Source organism: Paratissierella segnis (genome assembly GCF_014385195.1).
GTDB lineage: Bacteria > Bacillota > Clostridia > Tissierellales > Tissierellaceae > Paratissierella > Paratissierella segnis.
In genome coordinates this window covers 1-21,744 of the sequence record NZ_JACRTG010000023.1, presented here as the reverse complement: position 1 = coordinate 21,744, position 21,744 = coordinate 1, and the positions used below count along the sequence as shown (strand labels likewise).

Annotated in this window: 21 protein-coding genes; 1 reads left to right on the top strand and 20 read right to left on the bottom strand. The window is 34.9% G+C overall.

Features of this window, described 5'->3' with window-relative positions:
- Window positions 1-107 precede the first annotated feature (107 nt).
- From kdd to H8707_RS10085, 14 genes are all read right to left on the bottom strand, one after another.
- On the bottom strand, window positions 108-1,145 hold the full coding sequence (gene kdd, locus H8707_RS10150) for an L-erythro-3,5-diaminohexanoate dehydrogenase (protein ID WP_262430029.1): 1,038 nt from the start codon (window positions 1,143-1,145) through the stop codon (window positions 108-110).
- 386 nt (window positions 1,146-1,531) lie between these two features.
- Window positions 1,532-2,893: a sigma-54 interaction domain-containing protein gene (locus H8707_RS10145; protein ID WP_262430039.1), complete on the bottom strand. Its 1,362-nt coding sequence runs from the start codon at window positions 2,891-2,893 to the stop codon at window positions 1,532-1,534.
- A gap of 559 nt (window positions 2,894-3,452) precedes the next feature.
- Window positions 3,453-4,808: a germination protein YpeB gene (ypeB, locus tag H8707_RS10140; protein ID WP_262430028.1), complete on the bottom strand. Its 1,356-nt coding sequence runs from the start codon at window positions 4,806-4,808 to the stop codon at window positions 3,453-3,455.
- A gap of 260 nt (window positions 4,809-5,068) precedes the next feature.
- Window positions 5,069-5,773 (bottom strand): spore cortex-lytic enzyme, encoded by a 705-nt coding sequence (gene sleB / locus H8707_RS10135; protein WP_262430027.1) that lies wholly within the window; start codon window positions 5,771-5,773, stop codon window positions 5,069-5,071.
- Window positions 5,774-5,853: 80 nt separating this feature from the next.
- Complete coding sequence (spoIIR, locus tag H8707_RS10130; RefSeq protein WP_262430026.1) at window positions 5,854-6,456, bottom strand: stage II sporulation protein R; 603 nt, start codon at window positions 6,454-6,456, stop codon at window positions 5,854-5,856.
- A 430-nt stretch (window positions 6,457-6,886) separates the two neighbouring features.
- The gene (locus H8707_RS10125) at window positions 6,887-8,023 is read right to left on the bottom strand and encodes a Ger(x)C family spore germination protein (protein ID WP_262430025.1); all 1,137 of its coding nucleotides are present in this window, start codon (window positions 8,021-8,023) and stop codon (window positions 6,887-6,889) included.
- Window positions 8,020-9,114: a GerAB/ArcD/ProY family transporter gene (locus H8707_RS10120; protein ID WP_262430024.1), complete on the bottom strand. Its 1,095-nt coding sequence runs from the start codon at window positions 9,112-9,114 to the stop codon at window positions 8,020-8,022. The genes H8707_RS10125 and H8707_RS10120 overlap by 4 nt, the downstream gene beginning before the upstream one ends.
- Complete coding sequence (locus H8707_RS10115) at window positions 9,111-10,610, bottom strand: spore germination protein (RefSeq protein ID WP_262430023.1); 1,500 nt, start codon at window positions 10,608-10,610, stop codon at window positions 9,111-9,113. The genes H8707_RS10120 and H8707_RS10115 overlap by 4 nt, the downstream gene beginning before the upstream one ends.
- A gap of 330 nt (window positions 10,611-10,940) precedes the next feature.
- Window positions 10,941-11,786: a 4-(cytidine 5'-diphospho)-2-C-methyl-D-erythritol kinase gene (gene ispE, locus H8707_RS10110; RefSeq protein ID WP_262430022.1), complete on the bottom strand. Its 846-nt coding sequence runs from the start codon at window positions 11,784-11,786 to the stop codon at window positions 10,941-10,943.
- Window positions 11,787-11,840: 54 nt separating this feature from the next.
- Entirely contained in the window at window positions 11,841-13,382 is a 1,542-nt protein-coding gene (locus tag H8707_RS10105) for a DUF3794 and LysM peptidoglycan-binding domain-containing protein (RefSeq protein ID WP_262430021.1), read from the bottom strand.
- A gap of 123 nt (window positions 13,383-13,505) precedes the next feature.
- Complete coding sequence (locus H8707_RS10100) at window positions 13,506-13,766, bottom strand: Veg family protein (protein ID WP_262430038.1); 261 nt, start codon at window positions 13,764-13,766, stop codon at window positions 13,506-13,508.
- Between the two features lie 201 nt (window positions 13,767-13,967).
- The gene (gene mgtE, locus H8707_RS10095) at window positions 13,968-15,305 is read right to left on the bottom strand and encodes a magnesium transporter (protein WP_262430020.1); all 1,338 of its coding nucleotides are present in this window, start codon (window positions 15,303-15,305) and stop codon (window positions 13,968-13,970) included.
- A gap of 232 nt (window positions 15,306-15,537) precedes the next feature.
- On the bottom strand, window positions 15,538-15,834 hold the full coding sequence (locus tag H8707_RS15270; protein ID WP_394354660.1) for an iron-sulfur cluster biosynthesis family protein: 297 nt from the start codon (window positions 15,832-15,834) through the stop codon (window positions 15,538-15,540).
- 494 nt (window positions 15,835-16,328) lie between these two features.
- Complete coding sequence (locus H8707_RS10085; protein ID WP_262430018.1) at window positions 16,329-16,730, bottom strand: phage holin family protein; 402 nt, start codon at window positions 16,728-16,730, stop codon at window positions 16,329-16,331.
- Window positions 16,731-16,884: 154 nt separating this feature from the next.
- Between H8707_RS10085 and H8707_RS10080 the strand changes: the two genes are divergently transcribed.
- A complete protein-coding gene (locus H8707_RS10080; RefSeq protein WP_262430037.1) occupies window positions 16,885-17,070 on the top strand; it encodes a DUF1858 domain-containing protein in 186 nt (61 codons plus the stop codon).
- Window positions 17,071-17,104: 34 nt separating this feature from the next.
- Here H8707_RS10080 and H8707_RS10075 read toward each other — a convergent pair whose 3' ends face one another.
- From H8707_RS10075 to H8707_RS10050, 6 genes are all read right to left on the bottom strand, one after another.
- On the bottom strand, window positions 17,105-17,335 hold the full coding sequence (locus H8707_RS10075) for a glutaredoxin family protein (protein ID WP_262430017.1): 231 nt from the start codon (window positions 17,333-17,335) through the stop codon (window positions 17,105-17,107).
- A gap of 262 nt (window positions 17,336-17,597) precedes the next feature.
- Window positions 17,598-17,966 carry an ArsR/SmtB family transcription factor gene (locus H8707_RS10070; protein WP_262430016.1) on the bottom strand — a complete coding sequence of 123 codons (369 nt, stop codon included), beginning with the start codon at window positions 17,964-17,966 and terminating at the stop codon, window positions 17,598-17,600.
- A gap of 19 nt (window positions 17,967-17,985) precedes the next feature.
- Window positions 17,986-19,215, bottom strand: coding sequence for a hypothetical protein (locus H8707_RS10065; RefSeq protein WP_262430015.1), 1,230 nt, complete (start codon window positions 19,213-19,215; stop codon window positions 17,986-17,988).
- A gap of 30 nt (window positions 19,216-19,245) precedes the next feature.
- Window positions 19,246-20,112 carry a 16S rRNA (adenine(1518)-N(6)/adenine(1519)-N(6))-dimethyltransferase RsmA gene (gene rsmA, locus H8707_RS10060; RefSeq protein ID WP_262430014.1) on the bottom strand — a complete coding sequence of 289 codons (867 nt, stop codon included), beginning with the start codon at window positions 20,110-20,112 and terminating at the stop codon, window positions 19,246-19,248.
- On the bottom strand, window positions 20,113-20,646 hold the full coding sequence (gene rnmV, locus H8707_RS10055; RefSeq protein WP_262430013.1) for a ribonuclease M5: 534 nt from the start codon (window positions 20,644-20,646) through the stop codon (window positions 20,113-20,115). It lies immediately after the preceding gene.
- Between the two features lie 113 nt (window positions 20,647-20,759).
- Entirely contained in the window at window positions 20,760-21,044 is a 285-nt protein-coding gene (locus H8707_RS10050) for a GIY-YIG nuclease family protein (RefSeq protein ID WP_262430012.1), read from the bottom strand.
- Window positions 21,045-21,744 lie beyond the last annotated feature (700 nt).

Below are 21,744 nucleotides of genomic sequence, written 5' to 3'. Positions count from 1 at the left end.
GAGATCCTTCGATAGTCAAGTTTATACTGCCCGACTCAGGATGACACGAGCATTGATTATACTGTCCTTATAGACCCAAGAACACTGCTGTTGTCATCCTGCAGTGATTATGCATATAGGTTTGTAAAGATATTGCGTAGGGTTTCCGATTCTCTCATTATATTTAGTGCTATTTCCGCATGGTCTTTAGTATATCCATTTCCTATTATCATATTTATATCTTTCCCTACACCTTCCGCTCCCAAGGCTGCTTTTGTAAAGCTTGTAGCCATGCTGAAGAAGTATATTGTCCCTCCATCCTTTGTGACCAATATGCTTGACATCTCTGTGTTCGGTATATTGACTACATTTATTACTATATCTGCCATTTCGCCCTTGGTGATTTTCTTTACTTTTTCTAAAATCTCAACTGCATTTGTTGCATCTGCTTTTATATAATAATCCGCTAAATTTGCATCTTTGACTCGTTTAAGAGTTGATTGCCGTGAGCCTATACAAATTATCTTGCCTGTGATTCCGGCTCTTTTTTGGGCTTCGTATAGACATAGCATCCCAGATTTGCCTGTACCTCCCAATACTACAACGGTATCTCCGGGTTTTACCAGCTTTGCCGTTTGTGCCGGCGCACCTGCTACATCAAGTACGGATAATGCCAAGTTTTCCGGCATGTCATTAGGTAAAACTGCATATATTCCCGATTCAAACAATATTGCTTTGCCTTCAATATCAACTTGGTCTACATCTTTTCTTATTTCTATTATATTGTCTATTCTCAAAGGTGTTAGTGAAAGGGACACTAAGGTCGCAATTTTATCTCCGACTTTTAGCGGAGCTTTTCCTATCAAATCTTCACCGATTTTCTCTACTGTACCTATCAGCATTCCTCCTGATCCGGTTACGGGATTGTGGTGCTTCCCCCTTCCGGCTACAATAGACATTATTGTATTTTTGATTTCGTCAATATTGTCATTGGCTTCTTTTCTTATTTGGGTAAAGCTTGCAGAATCGATGTTTAACGTTTGCACATCTATTAATATTTCGTTGGCATATATCTCCATGTTATTGTCCAGCTTGATTGCAGGTTGTGGTAGTACTCCAAGTGGATCTAATACGCGATGAGTGCCATATGGGCTTCCTTTTTTCATAGGCAAAATTCCTCCTTTATTTGTATAAATAATATATTGCAAATTTTATGCCAAGGAGGAATTTTTATTTTAAGTTGCTATTTGATAGGGTTTGAATAGAAAAAGTTGATAGGAAAAGGTTTTAGTGCCGAAAAATAGGCAGGCCTGTCAGTTAACAAGTAACAGTGAACAGAATTAGAATTCACAGTTCACAATTCACAGTTCACAATTCACAGTTCACAATTCACAATTATTAAGGTCGAGTATAAGGTCTTAAAAGAGGAGGTCCTTCGATAGTAAAGTTTATACTGCTATACTCAGGATGACATCCTGCAGGGATTATACTGCCCTTAACAATTCACAATTCACAATTCACAATCGAAAAGACAGTTCACTGTTCACTGATTTTAAAGCTTATGCTTTAAAATCCTATACTGTAATGTTTGACGAGGGATTTGGAGTAATTCTGCTGCATGGGTAATATTGTTTCCTGTTTCTTTCAATGCTTCCAGAATCAAATTCCTTTCGGTTTCTTCTAAAATTTTATTGAGTGAATTTTCCTTTATATTTGTTCTTTTTATTTGATTTTTTATTATTTTAGTCGGTATATGCTCTACTTCAATCGTTGATATATCATATATATGCATTATTCCTTCGATTGTATTTTCCAGTTCTCGAACATTACCTTCCCATGGGTAATTCTCAAATAATTTCAATACATCATCGGATATGCCTTCTATGTTTTTATTTAATTTTACATTGAATTTGTTGATAAAATAATCCGCTAAAATAGGGATATCATCAACTCTATCCCTTAAAGGAGGAATTTCAAAGTTTACTACACTAAGTCTATAATATAAATCTTTTCTTAAAAGTTTATGCTCTATGGCTATTTCAGGCGGAATATTTGTAGCTGTGATTATCCTTACATCGACATCGACTGTTTTAGTATCTCCTACTCTTCTTATGTTTCCGTCTTGCAATACCCGCAATAATTTTGATTGAAGCTCCAAGGGCATAGAGTTGATTTCATCTAAAAATAATGTTCCGCCATCTGCCAATTCAAAAAGCCCTTGTCTATCCTCTGCACCTGTAAAGCCTCCTTTTGCGGTTCCAAACAAAATTCCTTCCAGAAGGCTTGCCGGCAATGCTGCACAGTTTTGAGTGATAAATGGGTTGTGTCTTCTTTTGCTTCCATTGTGTATTGAATGAACAAACAATTCTTTTCCCGTACCTGTATCTCCATAAATAAGTATAGACGCATCTCCTTCTGCTGCTCGTCTTGCCAATGCTTTTAATCTAATCATTTCCTTATTTTCACTGACAATATCTCTAAAGTTGAACTTTGCGTATTCGTTGGATCTTGAGGTATGCTTTTTATTTTTTCCACTGTATAACTTACTTTGTAAATCCACGATTTTTTCGGACATTTCTCTTACATTGGTTATATCTTTTGATATTTCCACTGCTCCAAGAATTTTATCTTCATTTTTTAATGGTATTGATGTATTTATTGTGCTGATTTTTTCGCCCTTATAGTTTATAAAATTTTGCTCTTTTTTATATATTGATATACCTGTATCCATTACAGTCATGAGAGTGCTTGTTTCGTCTGTTAAGGATGGATAGATTGCCAACAGATGCTTTCCTATGGCCTTTTCTTTATCTATTCCATCAATTTGTTCTGCGGAATTATTGTAGTAAACGATTTTGCCGGTATGGTCTATGATATGTATGCCTTCTTCCAGATTGTCCATGATTTGTAATATGTGTTCTTTGAAAAATAAATTTTTTATTTTTATTACCTCCTTTACAATTCATGACTTAATTTAATTCACAATGCACAATGTAATTCAATTCACAATTCACAGTTCACAATTCACAATGTAATTCAATTCACAATTCACAGTTCACAATTCACAGTTGTTAGGGTCGAACTTTTGGGTCTTAAAAGAGGAGATCCTTCGATAGTCAAGTTTATACTGTCCGACTCAGGATGACACGAGCAGTGATTATACTGCTCTTAACAATTCACAATGTACAATTCACAATTCACAGTTCACAATTCACAGTTCACAATTCACAATTGTTAGGGTCGAACTTTTGGGTGAAAAAGATGGGATTCTTCACTGGCGTTCAGAATGACACGAGCAGTGGTTATACTGCTCTTAACAATTCACAGTTCAAATTTTTGCTGCTTAAAATTCGGCGGCTAGAGCCGAATTTTGGGCGAAAGATAACTTTCGCCCTCTTCTTAACTCTCATCTATCATTTTTATTGTTCACTATATTTTTACTTCTCATCTACTTTTATTTTCCCATTAATTCGTTAAAATGTCAATGTACCGTTTTCATTTTGAATCAATTGCAGTATTTGTTCTTCTGCTCCATTTTTAGCATTGATATACACTATGAAGTCTGCATCCCCATATTTCCCTTTAAATTCATAGCACAATATCTCATTTACTCCCTTTGGAATAAGGCTAAGTCTTACTGAATCTATATCGAAATCGGTTTTTACTCTCTCTCTGGCAGTGTCTACATCTATTTCAGGTCTCCCAAAATTTCTTTCCTGATGATTTAAATAATAGGGGGAAGCATCAAAGCCGACTATCTCACCATTATCCAATGCAACTTTTACCTTTACTAAATCAGGATATATGGTTACGTCATCTTGTTTGTATACGAAATTATACAATACTATTCCATCATATTGCAAGGAGTAGTTGGGCTCCATACTTCCAAATCCTTTATTTCTTAAATATTCCAATGCCTTTTCCTGACCTTGTTCTACAGTCAATGTTTTATTGACTGCGGGCCTTGGATTTTCCATCCAAAGTACTGTTCCACCCTGTTTTGCTACTCCCATATATACAGCAAAATCCTTTTGCTGATTGCTGGGATATAGGTTGAAGGTATAGGATGGTATTCTTAAATCATCTGCATTTTCACCTTGTTCAAATGCTTCTATTCCCGCTACTCTGTTTCTTCCAAAGAAGTCTACTGCTGCTTGTTGTGCCTGATTTATATCCACTTGTGATCCACTTAGGCCTACAGGCTTTTTGTTCAAGATCTGATCTGAAAACGGTCCATCATATATCAGTTCAGGTGATTTCCCTATTTGCTTATCCAAGGATACTAAGCTGGTAGATAAAACATTTTCATTTGCTTCATCTATACCCTGACCCATTCCTACCATGAAGTTTGATTCCATTAAGCTTTGGTGCAGATTGGCCAGTTCTCCGTTGAAGGTTGCTGAATTCATCTGCAATCCTCGTAATGCTTCTCTTTGCTCATCGGTTATATCTTCTCCTGCCAAATGTCTGTCGATAAGATAATTGGCATAGTCTGATGCCTGAGTCAAAAATTTACTTATTTTATTATTATCTGCGTGTTGTATAGGCAGCTGATTGAGTTTATCTTGCGCAGAATTTGCTTCGCTGACTATTTGTGTAAAGTTCATTACATTTCTTTCTTTGGTTGTTGCCAGCAATGCTTTTGATAAAGATACCTGAACATTTTCCGTATGCTTTTTTATATCATAAAATAATCTTTGATAATGATTCTCTAATGATGTTTGCAATTGCTTTTTTTGAATGTTTTGATTGTATCCCCAAATCAATGCTACTATTAATAAAAGGCTTAATACTGTCGGGGCAATCCAATGACGTCTTTTATTGTCCATGTTAACCTCCTTATTTAAATTCACAGCTTATCTCAATTCACAATCGACCCTTGGGTCGAGCTATAGGGTGAAAAAGATGGGATTCTTCACTGGCGTTCAGAATGACACGAGCAGTGATTATACTGCTCTTAACAATTCACAGTTCACAATTCACAATTGTTAGGGTCGAGCTATAGGGTGAAAAAAATGGGATTCTTCACTGGCGTTCAGAATGACAGCTTCGCTGTTATTCACTGTTCACTATTCACTATTCACTGCGTTTATATTCCAAACCAGTGCTTACCGATTTTTAAAGTTACTTTTCTAGACCAAATCCATTTACTTGTTGCGGTTGCCGGATTCCAATAGTAAAGGCATCCATAGGTAGGATCCCAACCATTTAATGCATCTCTTGCTGCATTTAACGAATCCTTATTAGGGGTCAGGTTGATTTGCCCGTCAGCTACTGCTGTGAATGCTAATGGCTGATATATGACTCCCGCTATGGTATTAGGGAATTGGGGAGCTTTTACTCTATTTAGAACTACTGCACCTACTGCTACTTTCCCCACGTATGGTTCCCCTCTTGCTTCTCCATGTATAGCTCTTGCCAGTAAATATTCATCTCCGGCTCTATTTATTCCTTGGGTTGATGATCCTGAGGCTGCTGATGCCATTCCCAATGCTTGTGCTGTACTAGTACCTACTACTCCATCTACATTTAAACCGTTTCTCTCTTGGAAACGTCTTACTGCTCTATAGGTTCTGGCTCCAAAGATACCGTCTACATACCCATCATAATAACCCCATCTTAACAATTTATCTTGAACGGTTCTGACTTCGTTACCTTGTGATCCCCAATATAGAGGTATTGCCATAAACATATTAAAGGTAGCTGTTTCGCTATTTTTCTTCGGTTCATAAAATTGAATAAAACTTAAAAACAATAGTGTCAATACTATTGTTATAGTGGTGAATTTTCTCAATTTGTTATCCTCCTTCCAGTATTTTTCTTATTTTTTGTAAAAAGAAGAAATTTATACATGAAAGTAAAAAACAAAAAGCTTTATTTTTTGTGTTTCTTTATCAATTCGGCTATCTTTGATTTCAATTTCGGGGGTTCATTTTCATCTATTATAAATTCCCCCATGTTTTCGTCATCTATGTCATAGGCTACTGAATGGGTTATATCCACAAAGCACAGAGGGGGAAACATGACACACCACCAGTTTTGTCCCTGTCCCTCTCCTATGGTTACTAAAAGCGTCTCATATTCCCCTTGAGGAAATATCATATTGCCATACCTTCGAATTGGGAAGTCGTCAATGCCTAAACTTACTTTGACATCATAATCAAGTCCTTCCCCCTTTATAACTTCCAAGGCAATATTTCTTATTTCTTCGATGTTTTGTTGAATTACGATTCTACTTTCTTCTATAGTTTCTGTGTCCTTAAATTTATCTCCCATTGTCTCTAAAATTTTGTCTCTTATTTTTAACTTCAATGCTTGGTCTGATTCCTTATCGCTGTTTGCTCTGATATGGAACCGAATTATTTTATCTTCATATGGATTTTTGTATAAGACCTTGTCCTCTAAATAAGGATTGATAGTATATATAAAGATAAAGATTATTGCGGCAAGAATTATCATTAATTTTTTGTATTTCATTTTAATACCCCCTTATGATAATTCTTGCCAAATAATAGAAAATAATACATCTATTTTCAATTCACAATGCACAATGCACAGTTCACAATTGCTGGGGTCGAGCTATAGGGTCTGACCCATGGGGTCCATCTTATACAGAATGATCAATGCTGATGTCATCCTGCCGTGTACCCTTTGCATTCTAAGGGTGAGTAAAGCGAAGGATCTCTACTATCTTTTTAATAAATACTGACATGGGATTCTTCACTAGCGTTCAGAATGACACCTTTGGTGTCAATTCACAGTTCACAATGCACAATTAAGACCGGAGATTCTTCGACAGTTAAGTTAATACTGCCCGGCTCAGAATGACACTTCTGCAGTAATTATACTGACCTTATACAATTCACAATTCACAATGTTTTTACCTATTACTTATTACCTATTACCTTTATTTTGTGAGTCCTCTTCTTTCTATAACCACTTCTACATCTACTTCCAGTTCTGCTTCTAAAAAGACTTCATCCCAATTGTCCTTTACCTGTTTCCATACGTTTGGATGATATTTCTCCAGATAATCAGATAAATATATGGCATCTGCCTGATATTCTTTTTGCAATATTTCCAGTGTATTTACAATATTCATCTTAACTTCATTTTCTACTGCTTCTTCCATGTCATGCAGCATTTCTTCAGTATCAATTCCTGTATAATTCCCTTGAGGCAAAGTGAATTCATGTACCTGTCCCTCAATTTTTACCAAAAATTCAACTTTTAAATTTTCCGCGTCTATTAATTTTTTCTTTGTCTTAATATTCGTTGCTAATATTGAAAGATCTGTTCCATTATAGGTTGCATCTATCCCGGTAGCCCTAATCCTGTTATTCAACATTGCAATTCCCTCATTTTCTTTAGCATCAATGTAGCCAATTAGCTGATAATTTTTAAAAATACCTGCCCCTGCAATATCTACATAGTCTTCTACCATACTTGCCATAGGCAGAGTGCTGACGCCGGTTCTGTCCATATCATCTATGAAATTAGCTAAGGTCTTTGGCGTAAACATAGATGTATTTTGCCTATTGATTAGTATGCTATACAGCACACCCTCCGTCGTTCTTTGTCTCTTAGCTTTTAGTTTCCCAAATATAAGCTCCTCAGCTGTTTTTGGGGTCACAACCAGTTGAATCATTTTATTGATTACATAATCTCTATTCAATCCGTCTATTATTCCCAGTACATTTTTTGGATTTCTTGCAACAGCATCTGATAGCACTAATACCTTTAGATGTTTGTTGTAAATAGGGTACTGAAGGTTGCTTGTTAGATTTTGGGCAGCATCAAACAAACTGCTCCCCGTTGATAATACTGCATATATTGTTTCTTCCTGTGTGGCATTTTCTCCCATGGAAAAAATATTGGGATATGAAAAAGTCACCATATATGAATCACCTTCGCTGCTTTCAGCATTGTTGACATCAATACCAACTGCATATGGATATATTCTCTCATTTATCTCGACCATATCCCAGCAACCTGTTGTAAATAGAATGGAAAATATAATTAAGAACAATAATGCCTTCTTCACTTCTTCACCTTCTTTTTTATTAAGATAACGATTAGAAATAATAGCGGCAATATAACTCCTGTCATTAAACCCAAAATATTGAAAGGTTTTAAAAGTATTTTATTAATCTGCAATATATCTCGTGGGTATAATGCCAAAAAATAGATTATAGGAATCAAAATTAAAATAATATACTTGTGACTTTTTAGATTAAATATCTTTGAAATCACCTTTCCCGCTGCAAAATAAGCCGGAATAAATGTTGAAGCAACTACCAGCACCCATAAAGCCATGATAAGTCCGTCTAAATTTTCAAGAAAAAATCCCGGCAAATCCACTTGTTTTACTAGTTGAAGAACCGGAAACAGCTGCCTCCCCAATTGTTCTACACTAAAATGGGCTATGCAAACCACATAGGTTAATACATAGATGGCAGTTATCATAGCCATTGCATAAACGGATGATTTGAAGGTTGAGTCTTTGCCATTTTCAACATAAGGAAGGGCAAACAATATCATTTCAAATCCTGCAAAGCTAACAAACGAATCCAACAATCCCCTCGGTATCTGGCTATAATCAATATTATTAAGCGGCAATAAATTACTAAAGTCGGCCTCAGGTATAGATATCAATATTACTATACCGGCAAAAAGTAAAATGATGGGGTAAAGAAAATATCCTCCTCTGGTGATTACATCAATCTCGTGAGTAGCTAAATAAGACGTAGCCAATATAAAAGATAAAACAATAACTTCTATGGGAGTGGTAGGCAATAAGAATGCTTCTACCAACTCCCCTAAGCTCCTTACTACATAAGCACAAAAATCTATGAAATAAGCCATCATTATTATAAGAATGATTTTAAATATTATTTTACCAAATGTTTCTTCCCCAATTTGAAAGAAATCCTTGCCCGGATTTATTTTGAATATATAGTTAATGATATATAAAATCGGTATAATCAATATCCCTGCTAAAATAATGGTAACCCAGCCTTTATTGCCCATTGTCATAGTTAGGGTATTTGGCAGTGATAATACACCAACTCCGATAACAGTGGAAACTATCAGTCCTCTTATTTGAATGTTAGATACCTTTGGATCCTTGTTCATTTTTTGTGCCCCCTCATCCTACGTTTATTCTTTGGATTTGTAAACCCAGGGCGAAGCCACAATCTCTGTATAGGCGCTTTTACCAAGGTGTCTTTCAAATCACCTTCTTCTATTCCAAGCCCTGAAAACGGAGATGTAAAGGGTATTCCAAAACTAGACAGTATAATAAAGTGACTTAAAAGCACTATGATTCCCAATACTACTCCATATAATCCGAGTACTCCGGCCAATGCTATGAAAGTAAATCTGACTGTTCTAAATCCTGTTGCCATTTCATAGGAAGGTATGGCAAATGTTGATATGGTGGTCACTGCTACTATGATTATCATCAATGGACTTACGATACCTGCATCTACTGCTGCCTGCCCTATTATCAACCCTCCTACTATACCTATAGTGGAGCCGATAGGACCTGATACCCTTGTACCTGCTTCACGCAGCAACTCCATGGTCAATTCCATAAGTATAGCTTCTACAACTGATGGAAACGGTACGTTTATCCTGCTTGCTGCCAGGAAATAAATCAATTTGGTCGGGAGAAGCCCGGGATGATATGCTGTAATTGCAATATATAGTGCCGGCGCTGTAAATGATAAAAACATGGCAATTATTCTAATTATCCTAATTATGGTGGTTTGAGACCATCTTTCATAATAATCCTCAGATGACTGAATAAGTGTCCCCATTGTAGCCGGTACAATCAATGCAAAAGGTGAATTGTCCACTATCAGTCCTACCCTGCCTTCATATAGAGCTGCGGCTACGGAATCAGGTCTTTCGGTGTTTTCTACTTGAGGAAAAGGACTCAAATAATTATCTTCAATCAGATTTTCAAGTATTGCAGAGTCCAATACTGCATCTATATCCACATTGTCTAATCTTTTTTTTACTTCATCTAATAATTTTTTATCAACTATATCATCAATATAAAGGACTGCTACTGTAGTCCTCGATCTCCTTCCTACTTGTTTGAATTTGACTTTAAATTTAGGGTCTTTTATTCTTCTTCTTACCAAGGCTAAATTAAATTTCATTATTTCATTAAATCCATCTCTGGGACCGCGGATTACAGTTTCTGTCTTTGGTTCTTCGATACTTCTGCTGGGACCATCTCTAGAGCCTATTACGATACATTTATCCATGTTTTCAACCAATAAAGCAGTGTCTCCTGACAAAATATTGTCAATGATTGTTTCAATTTTATCTTCTTTTTTTAATTCAGCGGAAGCGATTGCTTCCTTGAAAATTCTATTAAAAAATAATTCATAAGTTTCGTCTACAGGTATATGATTTAGATCGTCTTTCCAAAATAGGGACTGAATTGCGGAATCTGATACAAATTCTTTATTTGCCATTCCATCGACAAATATGGCAATGATTTTTACCTTGTGTTCATCACCGATTTCTATTTCTCTGAAGAGTATATCGTCACAGTCTTTGAATAATCCTTTAAAATATTGAACATTTTCTTTTAGGTCCTTTGTCAATTTTTCCATAAAAAACCCCACCTTCTGGATATATATTCTCCAAAAAGTGGGGTGGTTATACGTGGCAATTCACAATTCACAATTCACAATTCACAGTTCACAATTGCTAAGGTCGAGCTTTGGGGTCTTTAAAACCCAGATTCTTCGCTAGCACTCAAGAATGACATCCTGCAGTGATTATACTGTCTTTATTGACCCGAATTTACTGCTTACGTCATCCTGAGTATAAATCGAAGGATCTCCGGATTTTTGTTGTGCTTTCAGTCTTTAAGCCATCCAAGAATAGGATTGTTAGTCTACTTGAATGGTTTGGCGTGTGGATATTACATAAATCTAAATTTAGATTGTTAAGCAACTGTATACTTTATCAAAGTTTTGCTTCAACTTCTTTTCTGTAAATAATAATCTTTCTTCATCGTCGAATAATCCAAATACTGTAGCTCCGCTGCCGCTCATCAATGCACCCAAGGCACCGTGATTTAACATTATATCCTTTATTTCTTGAATTATCGGATATTCTTCTACCATTGGCTTCTCCATTATGTTTCTCATTTGCTTTGCTACTAATTCTAGATTATCTTCCTCCATATATGTTATAAGTCCATCGATATCCAGCCTTTCATCATTAAACCTTAATTTACTATAAGCATAACCCGAGGTTATGCCAAAACCTGGATTGGCTAAAAGAATGTATTTTCCCTTAAATGGTTTAAGCTTGGACAATTTTTCTCCAATGCCTTGTGCCTTTGCAGTACCACCCATTATACAAAATGGTATATCTGCTCCCAAAGGCTTTCCTATCGCCATCAATTCCTCTAAGGATAGGTCCAAATCCCAAAGGATATTAAGCGCTTTTAGTGTTGTTGCTCCGTTGGAGCTGCCCCCGGCAAGTCCTGCTGCTATAGGTATTTTTTTGTCTACCCTTACTCGTATTCCCTTATGGATACCTGTTATATTTTTCAATCTTTCCCATGCTTTATAGATAAGGTTGCTATTATTAAGAGGCATCTCTTTATCGTCTGATTCTATTATTATACCTGATTCATGATCAGAAAAAATAAGTATATCTTTAAGATCTATTTGCTGCATTACGCTATTTATTTCGTGATATCCATCGTCTCTTTTGTATAATACGTCAAGGGCTAAATTAATCTTCCCATAGGATTCCATAATTAATTCTTTCATCTTACATCTCCTTTGGTTCACAAATTTAACCCTTATATTATACCATATTTTAAATTATATGCTTATACTATCCACTTTTTTCTCTATGATAATTTTATCTCCCGTAGAAATTTCATTTGAAGTAAGATTATTGGAGGTTATTATTTCATCTATTGTAGTATTGTATCTTTTGGCTATATCCCACATGCTATCATCTTTTTGGGCTATATATATTGTAATGCTCGGTTTATCTTTTTTGTTAATCAATTCTCCTGTCTCTTGAATTTCATTAATACAATAAATCTTTCTTTCTTTACTTAAATTTACTTTGACTAGGATATTTCCTTCTATCTCCAAGCTATCTTTTCTTGTAACCCCTTCTATACTGTCCAGTTTTACTTCTACGTTATAATTGGTATCATAGGAAATCATCTCATCAATTTCGGATCTAAAGGGGAAGTCATCTTTATATACGCTCAATTCATTTGTTAATCTATCTATATATAGTGCTTCTACCGTGAGATAACCGTCTACTACTATGCCATCATCAATATATTTCTCTTCCAATAAATTGGCCGTACCCATTGTTTCTATGATATCCTGAGCATAGATTTCAGGAACTTCCAAATTCAACTTTTCCATATGTGTAATATCTTTTAGATTTTCGCTAATTAACAATTCTTCTCTTTTCAAGAAAATATTTTCCGTTGTAGAATAACAGTCTATAATCAATTCTCTGGATTTTTCTTCATAGGCTTTACCCATCACTCTGACTTTTATTTCTAAGTCAACTGACTTCCTTTCTCCTAAATCATTGCCCATAACTTCGTAGGAGCCTTCAACTACTTCAAATTCTACTTCTCCTTTTAATTTCTCGGTAACTCCAATCATTTCTATAAAGTGATTGAATGGTATATTTCCCTTTTTGGAATGCACACTGTTTCCTCCAGAATAGATTAAGTTGAAATTGACTTCGGCGGAGGTGATGATTCTATCTTCTACTGCCATTGATTCTATTTCTTTTATATTGAGATTTAACCCCAATACTTCGTCAATTTCGCTTTCGTCTTCTCTAAGGTTTATGGTATCTTTAACCAATGCATATGATATTTCCCTGCCTGCAATTTCCCTATATTTGATTTCTTCCTGTAGTGTTTGTAATTTATCATCATTTGTAATTCCCTTGATTGCAGTTATTGTCTTGATTTCATCAACTTCACCCCAAAGAGATACCAATGCTTTTAGGGATAGTTTTCTATCTTCTGCTTCCCATTCTATATATTCTATCTTGGAATATACTTTGCTTAACATTTCTTCATTGACACCCGGAATCTCTATTTCTTCTTTAAATTCCTTATTTAAGTCCAATAGATGTACTTCTCCTGCTTCATTTGCAGCTTTATAGAGTAAATTGAATTTAGCTAATCCATTGATTATGAGTTTATCATTAATTAGTTTGGTATTTAGAATATCAACTTTCCCTTGCGCCCAGAGAACCTTTTCTATATCAGGTTTTGACGCACTTAGATAAATCTCTTGTTCTACAAGAGTTTGTATGTCATTTTTTCCTACCTTTTCTTCTACTTTAAATGATTCCTTTATTAGCTCAATTGCCATATATTTTCCCCCCTAATTTTCCTTAATCCTCCTAGGAAATATATATGTAAAGAGCATAAATTTTATGATAGGACAAAAAAAATAACTGTACTCTTTTAGTAATCTAAAAAAGTACAGTCTTTTCTATGATACATTTATTTCTTTATCAATATCATCTATTACCGTCACTTCTACCGTAGATGTCAAAACATCAGAATAAGTATATGATACCCTTCTGATACTATCATATTGATTGCTGATACGCACTACGAATAGATTGGGATAAGCAGATTCAAGTATTCCCTCACGAACAGATGTCTTTTTTCTACCCTTGTTGGCTTTTAAGATTACCTTTTTGCCTATACATCCCTCCAAATCCTTTCGAATCTTAGCTACACTATTCATCTCCAAGAAAACCACCTTCCATAGCAAATCTCCCCAATACCCGGGGGCAGAAGGAGTGTTAGGGACACTCTATATCAAAGTATAGCACTAAAAGACATTTTTGTCAAGCGAATAAAATATTATACTACAAACCATTTACTGATGTCAATTAGAATTTTAAAATATTTTTAAAATTAATTTTTTAACGGGGGATTTCCATCTCTATATGTGCAATATCCTTGAGGCTATTGTAAAATAAACCATCAAACTCAATGCATCAACTATAGTTGTAATTAAAGGTCCTGCCATAATAGCAGGGTCTATATTTAGTTTCTTTGCCAATATCGGAAGCATTCCTCCTACCAACTTAGAAGAAACTACAGTCACTATCAATGTCAATGATACTGTTAGAGAAATCAATACTCCTACCTTATCATAAAGCATAGTCTTTGCAAAATTAACCACTGCCAATGTAATACCCACCATCAAACTGATTCTAAATTCTTTCCACAATACTTTCCAACCATCATGTAGTGTGATTTCACCTGTTGCAAGTCCGCGTATTATAAGGGTGGAGGATTGACTGCCTGCATTTCCCCCTGTATCCATCAGCATTGGAATAAATATTGATAATACTACGACTGATTGCAATACATTTTCATATTTTGCCATAATTCCACCGGTAAATGTAGCTGAAATCATAAGTATTAACAGCCAATTGATTCTATGTCTTGCTAATTTAAATACACTTGTTTCAAGATATGCTTCTTCTGACGGAGCCATTGCTGCCATCCTCTGGAAGTCTTCGGTTGCCTCTTGTTCCATTACGTCCATAATATCGTCAACAGTTATGATTCCTGTAAGTCTATTTTCTGCATCTACTACCGGTAAAGCTAAAAACCCATATTTTTTGAATACTCCTGCCACTGTTTCTTGGTCATCATGAGTACTTACAAATATAACATCTGTTTCCATCAAATCAATAAGCACTTCATCTTCCGGGGATACAACCAACGTTCTAAGAGATACTATGCCTTCTAATCTTCTGTTTTTATCAGTTACATAACAGGTATATATTGTTTCCCTATTTAGTCCTACTTCTTTAATATGTGCCAATGCTTCTTTTACCGTCATTGTTTTTCTTAATTCCACATATTCGATTGTCATTATACTGCCGGCGGAATCTTCCGGATATTTTAAGAATTGATTTATGAGATCTCTTTCATCATGAGTAGAATTTTTTAGTATCTTATTGACTACATTGGCAGGCATTTCTTCAATTAGGTCAATCATATCATCGAAAAACAGTTCATCAAGTATATATTCCAACTCTTTATCAGTTACAGCATTGATTATATCCCTTTGCTGTTCTGAAGAAAAATGTGCAAAAACATCAACTGCTAAATCCTTTGGCAACATTCTAAAAACTAGCAAGGTAGTATTTTTATCCAAAGGGTCAAGTATTTCCGCTATGTCTACTTCATTCATTTCGGATAATACCTTTTTTAATTCTACATACTTTTTTTGTTGGATTAATTCTAAAACCTTTGTTTGATCCATGGTTCTACCTCCTTTTTTAAATCAAAATATTAAATTGTAGGCAAGAACCATATCACATGAGTAGGGCTTATGGTTCTATACCTTTCCTCTATATTTTTGTCCTCTAAACAACCGGGCAAAGGACCCGAATCCATAATCCCAACTCCTTTCATTATTTTTGAATTTTCTACATTCCTTATTATAACACAAAAATTTGGTATATATCAAAAAAGATAAGCATTTGCTTATCTTCTTAACAGCTTGCGCCGCCTCTATCAGGTATTATTGTAAAACCCCTTCTCAACCAATCGTTACTATAGTCTACCGTAAACTTTCCATAATTTTCATGTAGTGCGTCTTCTACTAAGAATGTAAAGTTATCCACTTGTATCTGTTCATCTCCTGTTTTTAGCTCATCCAGAGCCAACCCAAATGAAGGGCCGCCTCAGCCATAGCCTGCAACAAAAATTCTTAAGGGTTTATCGGTCTTTTTTCTTTCAATAACATTTTTCAATTCTGCTTTTGCAGTATCTGTTATATCTATTATCATACTTATTACCTCCTTTTGAATATTTTATACCCTTATAGGGTATTGTTAAACAGTAGTTCAATTCATAATTCACAATGCACAATCGACCCTTGGGTCGTCCTGCAAATAACTAAAGAGTAAGAGTCACTTGGGTCGAGCTTTAGGAGCTGAAAAGAGGAGATTCTTCACTAGCGTTCAGAATGACATCCTGCAGTGATTATTCTGCCTCTATAAACTTGCTGAACCGGCGTCCAACCGTGTCTACCGTGGCAACCTGCAGTGATTATTCTGCCTCTATAAACCCAAGATTACTGCTTACGTCATCCTTGAGTGAAACGAAGGATCTCTGCTTTTTAAGAATACACAATTGCCCACAAATTTAAAAACCCTCAGAATATATTATATTCTAAGGGCATTAAAAGGAAACAATTTTATCGTCTGAACCGTACCTTACCATTAAATACGGTTCAGAGAGCTATTTTCCCAATTATGTCATTCTTACTTAAAGCTTGGTGTTACATTGCTTTTCCCGGGATTATTGCATCTACTACACCTATTACAAGAGCGCCAATTATAGCTCCCCAGATAGATATATTAAATCCCGGTACTATAAATTTGGTAACATAAAGTATGATTGCAGCCACCAGGAATCCCGATAGTCCCCTTCCAAATGGGGATGCATTTACTCCCGTAAACTTTTGAATCAAGTGATCAAGAACCCCAATTACCACAGCTGCTAATAACAAGCTCCAGATATTGTTTATGGTAAATCCAGGTGTGAAGTAAGCAGCTATTGCTACTACTATTGCTGTAACCAAAATTCTTAGTAGCATTTCGCCTATACTGAAATCATCATTTTTTTGTCTATCAGTATTTCTTACTCTGTCATTATCTTTATTTCTATCGTTGTTATCCATTTGTTTCACCTCCTGACAACATCATTTCCAGAATGAGATATTTTTATACAAAACTGCTAAAAATATTTTGAAATAAAGATAATTATTGGTACTAGTATTTTTTTAATAGATATGCTACTATATTAGTAAGAATTGTTTAGGAGGAATGAAAAACATGGAAATTTCAAAGGATATGCTTATTGGTGAAATCATCAGAAAAAAACCCGAAGCTATTGAAATTCTTATGAGATTTGGAATGGGCTGTGTAGGTTGCCCTGCAAGTCAAATGGAAAGTTTGGAAGAAGCCGCCATGGTACATGGTTTGGATTTGAATAATCTTATGGTTGAATTGAATAAATAATTTAAGGGATGGTTTTTACCATCCCCTACTTATCTTATTGGTCTAATAATGAATCAATTTTCTCTTGATCAAAGCCTACTATTTCTTCTCCATTGATTATTAAAACCGGTACACCCATATGTCCCATTGCCATGAGTTCTTTTCTTGCATCCTTATCTGTTTGAACATTTTTCTCATTATATGATAATCCTTTTTCATTTAGATAATTTTTTGCTAATGTACAATACGGGCAAGTATTGCTTGTATAGATTGTTATTTCAGCCATTTGTAAAACCCCCTAATTTATTTTCTGTTTTTAGTATACCCCGTGCGGGTATATTTGTCAATTGTTTTATAACATTAAAATACCCAATAAGATAATATATTAATCATAGTTCAATTCACAATTCCCCAAAGAATGGCCAAGTAACTCTTCACTCTTAGTTTTTCACTTTTCTTTCAATTGTGAATTGTGAACTGTGAATTGTGAACTGTGAATTGTCACCATGTTTATCTATTACCTATTACTTATTACCTATTGTCATTCACTACCTATGTTTTGCATGGACTAAGCCCAATTCTAAGATCCCTAAAACATGTTCGTCATCTAATGAGTATATTACAAGTTTTCCTTCTCTTTTTGACTTTACCAAATTTAAGTCCCTCAATATTCTAAGATGATGGGATATGGCTGACTGAGTCATGTCCAATATAGATGCAATATCGCATACGCACAGGGAAGATTTGGATAAAGCATATATGATTTTTAGCCTCGTTGGATCGGACATTGCTTTGAAAGTAGTGGATAAAAATTCAATATCTTTTTCCTTTTCTAAACAACATTTAATACCATCTAGCTGAGATTCTTCCGTAGCATGACTTGGACAAATATATTTATCTTCAGTATCCTTTCGCATTTTTTCCCCTCCATTCAAGTTAATTGGTCGGTATCATTGGATTAGCCGGATAGATTACCTTCCCATTTAGTGGGTCAATATACAATAACCAATATCCATCCATATCATTTCCTTCAAACCATGTATTAAATCCTGTTATTCCTCTATGAGGATGTTCGTCTTTGTTAAAAGTCCCCGGAACGCCATATACATAAAATTTTACCTCATCATTTACATTATAAAGTCCAAATATATAGTGTTCATATTTTTTCATTAAATCCATGGCTGTTATATGATGATCATTTACTATATTATTTTTCTTTTCACCGCCAATAAGTAAACTAAAATATGGCAAAAATCCTCGTGGGTCCTCGCCGTCTTCAAAATTTATTTTCCACCAATTGTAGCCGTATAATTCAAATTTAAATGGTTCAATATATGGAAAATATCTCAATATATTTAGAATATAATCTGTTGTTTGTTTTTTTTGAGATATCTTACGGGTCATTTCTATATTATCATATCCATAGGTAGTTGAACTAGCAAGATTTGTAATAGAAACCCCTTCTTGATAATTTGAAGTATTGGGAGTCAATACTTCTTCCGGTATTGATTCTACAGCGGGTACCATACCTATAGGCTCATCAGAGGGAAACTCTTCCTCGACATATTCCTCCGGAATATATTCCCCAAAATCATGTTTTTCAGAATCATTTTCTTCTGAACCGCTTTCTTCAGAATCTATTTCCGATGGCGGAAGTTCTTTTTCTTGATAGGTAACTTCTGCTGCCTCTACCTGTACTTCTTGTACTTCTTCGATTTTCTTTTTCTCTTCTGCTTTTTCTGCTTCTATTTTTTTAACTTGGAGTTCTTTTTTTGGCATATTTTCTATAAATTCTTCAATGGAATTGTCTTCTTTTATTATATACCCCCCTAATAGAATATTTGTATCTCTAAATATAAGGATACCATTAATTTTCTCTGATGGAAAGCCCTTTGGCTCTAAGTCTTTTAAATTGCAAACTATTTCAGCTTTGCCGCTGCCATTTTCTTCAGTATATATTTTTCCGATGATCTCGGACTTTTTCTTATCTACAAATGCTATATTGTAAAAGCTGTCAGGTTCTGCATTTTCAATGTTTATTGTGACGTTCCCCTTTAATCCTTTCATCTCTATCTTTCCGTGCCCTACAGAATTAAACATATGCATATTAGAATAGTCTTTTTTAAATATGATGAACTTCCTAATATATCCTAAACTTCTAGACATAAAAAAACCCCCTATTAAACTTTTATATAATTATATGTCTAATGGAGGTAATATTTTACTAAGTTTGATAAAATCTTCAACAGAAATATTTTCCGCCCTTGTATCTTGCGGTATTTCCGCCTCCTCAAGAGCCTTTTTAAAGGCTTCTTTATCCAAATTGAATCCGTATGATGACAATGAATTTATTATGGTTTTCCTCCTCTTGGAAAAAGATGCTCTGACAACTTTAAAAAACTGTTCCCTGTCTACTTCAGGCAATTCTTTTTTTATGTCCAACTTGATTACACTTGAATCTATCTTCGGCTGCGGCATAAAAACTGTTTTTGGCGCTTTGAGAATTATTTTGGGATTACTGTAAAAATTAACAAATACGGACAAAGAACCATATTCTTTACTACCGGGGGTTGCGGCCATGCGTTCAGCAACCTCTTTTTGAACCATTACGATTATTGAGTCAAGATTCAAATTTTTTTCCAATAGTTTTGCTACAATGGGGGTTGTTACATAATAGGGTAAATTAGCCACTACCTTTATATTTTTATCTTCAAACTTTTCTTCTGCAAGCTTCTCTAAATCTATTTTCAAGATATCTCCATGAATTATCTCAATGTTATCATAGCTTTTTAAGGTTTCATCCAGTATGGGCAATAGGTTTTTATCCAATTCGACTGCTATTACCTTCTTTGCATTCATTGAAAGTTCTTCCGTCAAAGTCCCTATTCCCGGTCCTATTTCAAGAACATAATCATCCCTTGTGATATTTGCCTTATTTACTATCTTTCTTACTATATTTCCATCGATGAGAAAATTTTGTCCAAGGCTTTTAGAAAAATTGAAATCATATTTGTTTATTATTTCCTTTACATATTTGGGAGAATAAAGTCTTCTATCTTCCATTCACATTACCCTTTCGATTGCCTTGATAAATTCTTCTCTTGATACTCCAAGATTGTTGAGCCGATTTAAAAATTGTTTCGAATTGCAATATCCTATACCCAATATAACACCCAACTTTTCTCTTTTTTCTTTTGCGCCTTCACCGCCTGATAACCCAAATTCTACTAAATCTTCTTTGGTAAATAAGATTTCAGCTTGTATAAACTCAGGTCTTGATTTACTGATTGCTTCGAGTATATCTTCTTTGGTCGCGTTTTCAACTCCGATATCCCCTTTTTTAAGAGCTTTTCCTTGTGGTAAAAATGCATGCTTTACATTTGTTAATTTCTTTGATAGATCCCGCCTAATCCGTTCACCTTCATAATCCGGGTCGGTTAAAATGATGACCCCTCTTCTTTCGGATAAGGATTTTAGCGTTTTTATGAGCCTATTGCCATAACCGAAGCCATTTGTTGCGATAACTTCTGCATCCACAGCCATCTTTACGGCGGTTATATCATCTTTTCCTTCTACAACTATTACTTCTTTTATCATAAAACACCTTCTTTGATTCAATTCACAATTAAAAGATAGTTAAGAGCTAAGAGTTGATAATTAAAGACCATTAATCACTGCTGATGTCACCCTGAGTGCAAACGAAGGATCTCTCATCTACATATTTCATCATATAAATCGTTCCATTTAGGATTTTTACTCCTAACTAACTCAATCTTTCGTTCTCTTATCCACCCTTTTATTTCTTTTTCTCTTTCTATAGCTACAATTATTTCATCTATAGCTTCATAATACACCAATTTATTGACATTATATTTACTAGTAAATCCCTTTGTAATTTTATTTTTATGTTCATATACTCTTTTGACTAAATTGTGAGTTACTCCAGTATAAAGTACGTTATTAGTTTTATTTGTAAGAATATATACATAGTACATATAATTCCCCTCTTATTCATACTGAAATGGGATTCTTCACTAGCGTTCAGAATGACGCAAGCAGAAATTATTCTGCATTCATTGACCCCAAATTTACTGCTGATGTCATCCTGAGTGCAAACGAAGGATCTCTACTATCTCTTTTAACAAATACTAAAATGGGATTCTTCACTAGCGTTCAGAATGACACAAGCAGGAATTATTCTGCCTTTATAGACCCGAATTTACTGCTGATGTCATCCTGAGTGCAAACAAAGGATCTCTACCATCTTTTTTAACAAATACTGAAATGGGATTCTTCACTGCGTTCAGAATGACGCAAGCAGGAATTATGCTGCCTTTATAGACCCGAATTTACTGCTGATGTCATCCTGAGTGCAAACGAAGGATCTCTACTATCTCTTTAATACATACTAACATGGGATTCTTCACTAGCGTTCAGAATGACGCAAGCAGGAATTATGCTGCCTTTATAGACCCGAATTTACTGCTGATGTCATCCTGAGTGCAAACGAAGGATCTCTACTATCTCTTTTAACAAATACTGAAATGGGATTCTTCACTAACGTTCAGAATGACGTAAGCAGGAATTATTCTGCATTCATTGACCTCAAATTTACTGCTGATGTCATCCTGAGTGCAAACGAAGGATCTCTACTATCTCTTTAATACATACTAACATGGGATTCTTCACTAGCGT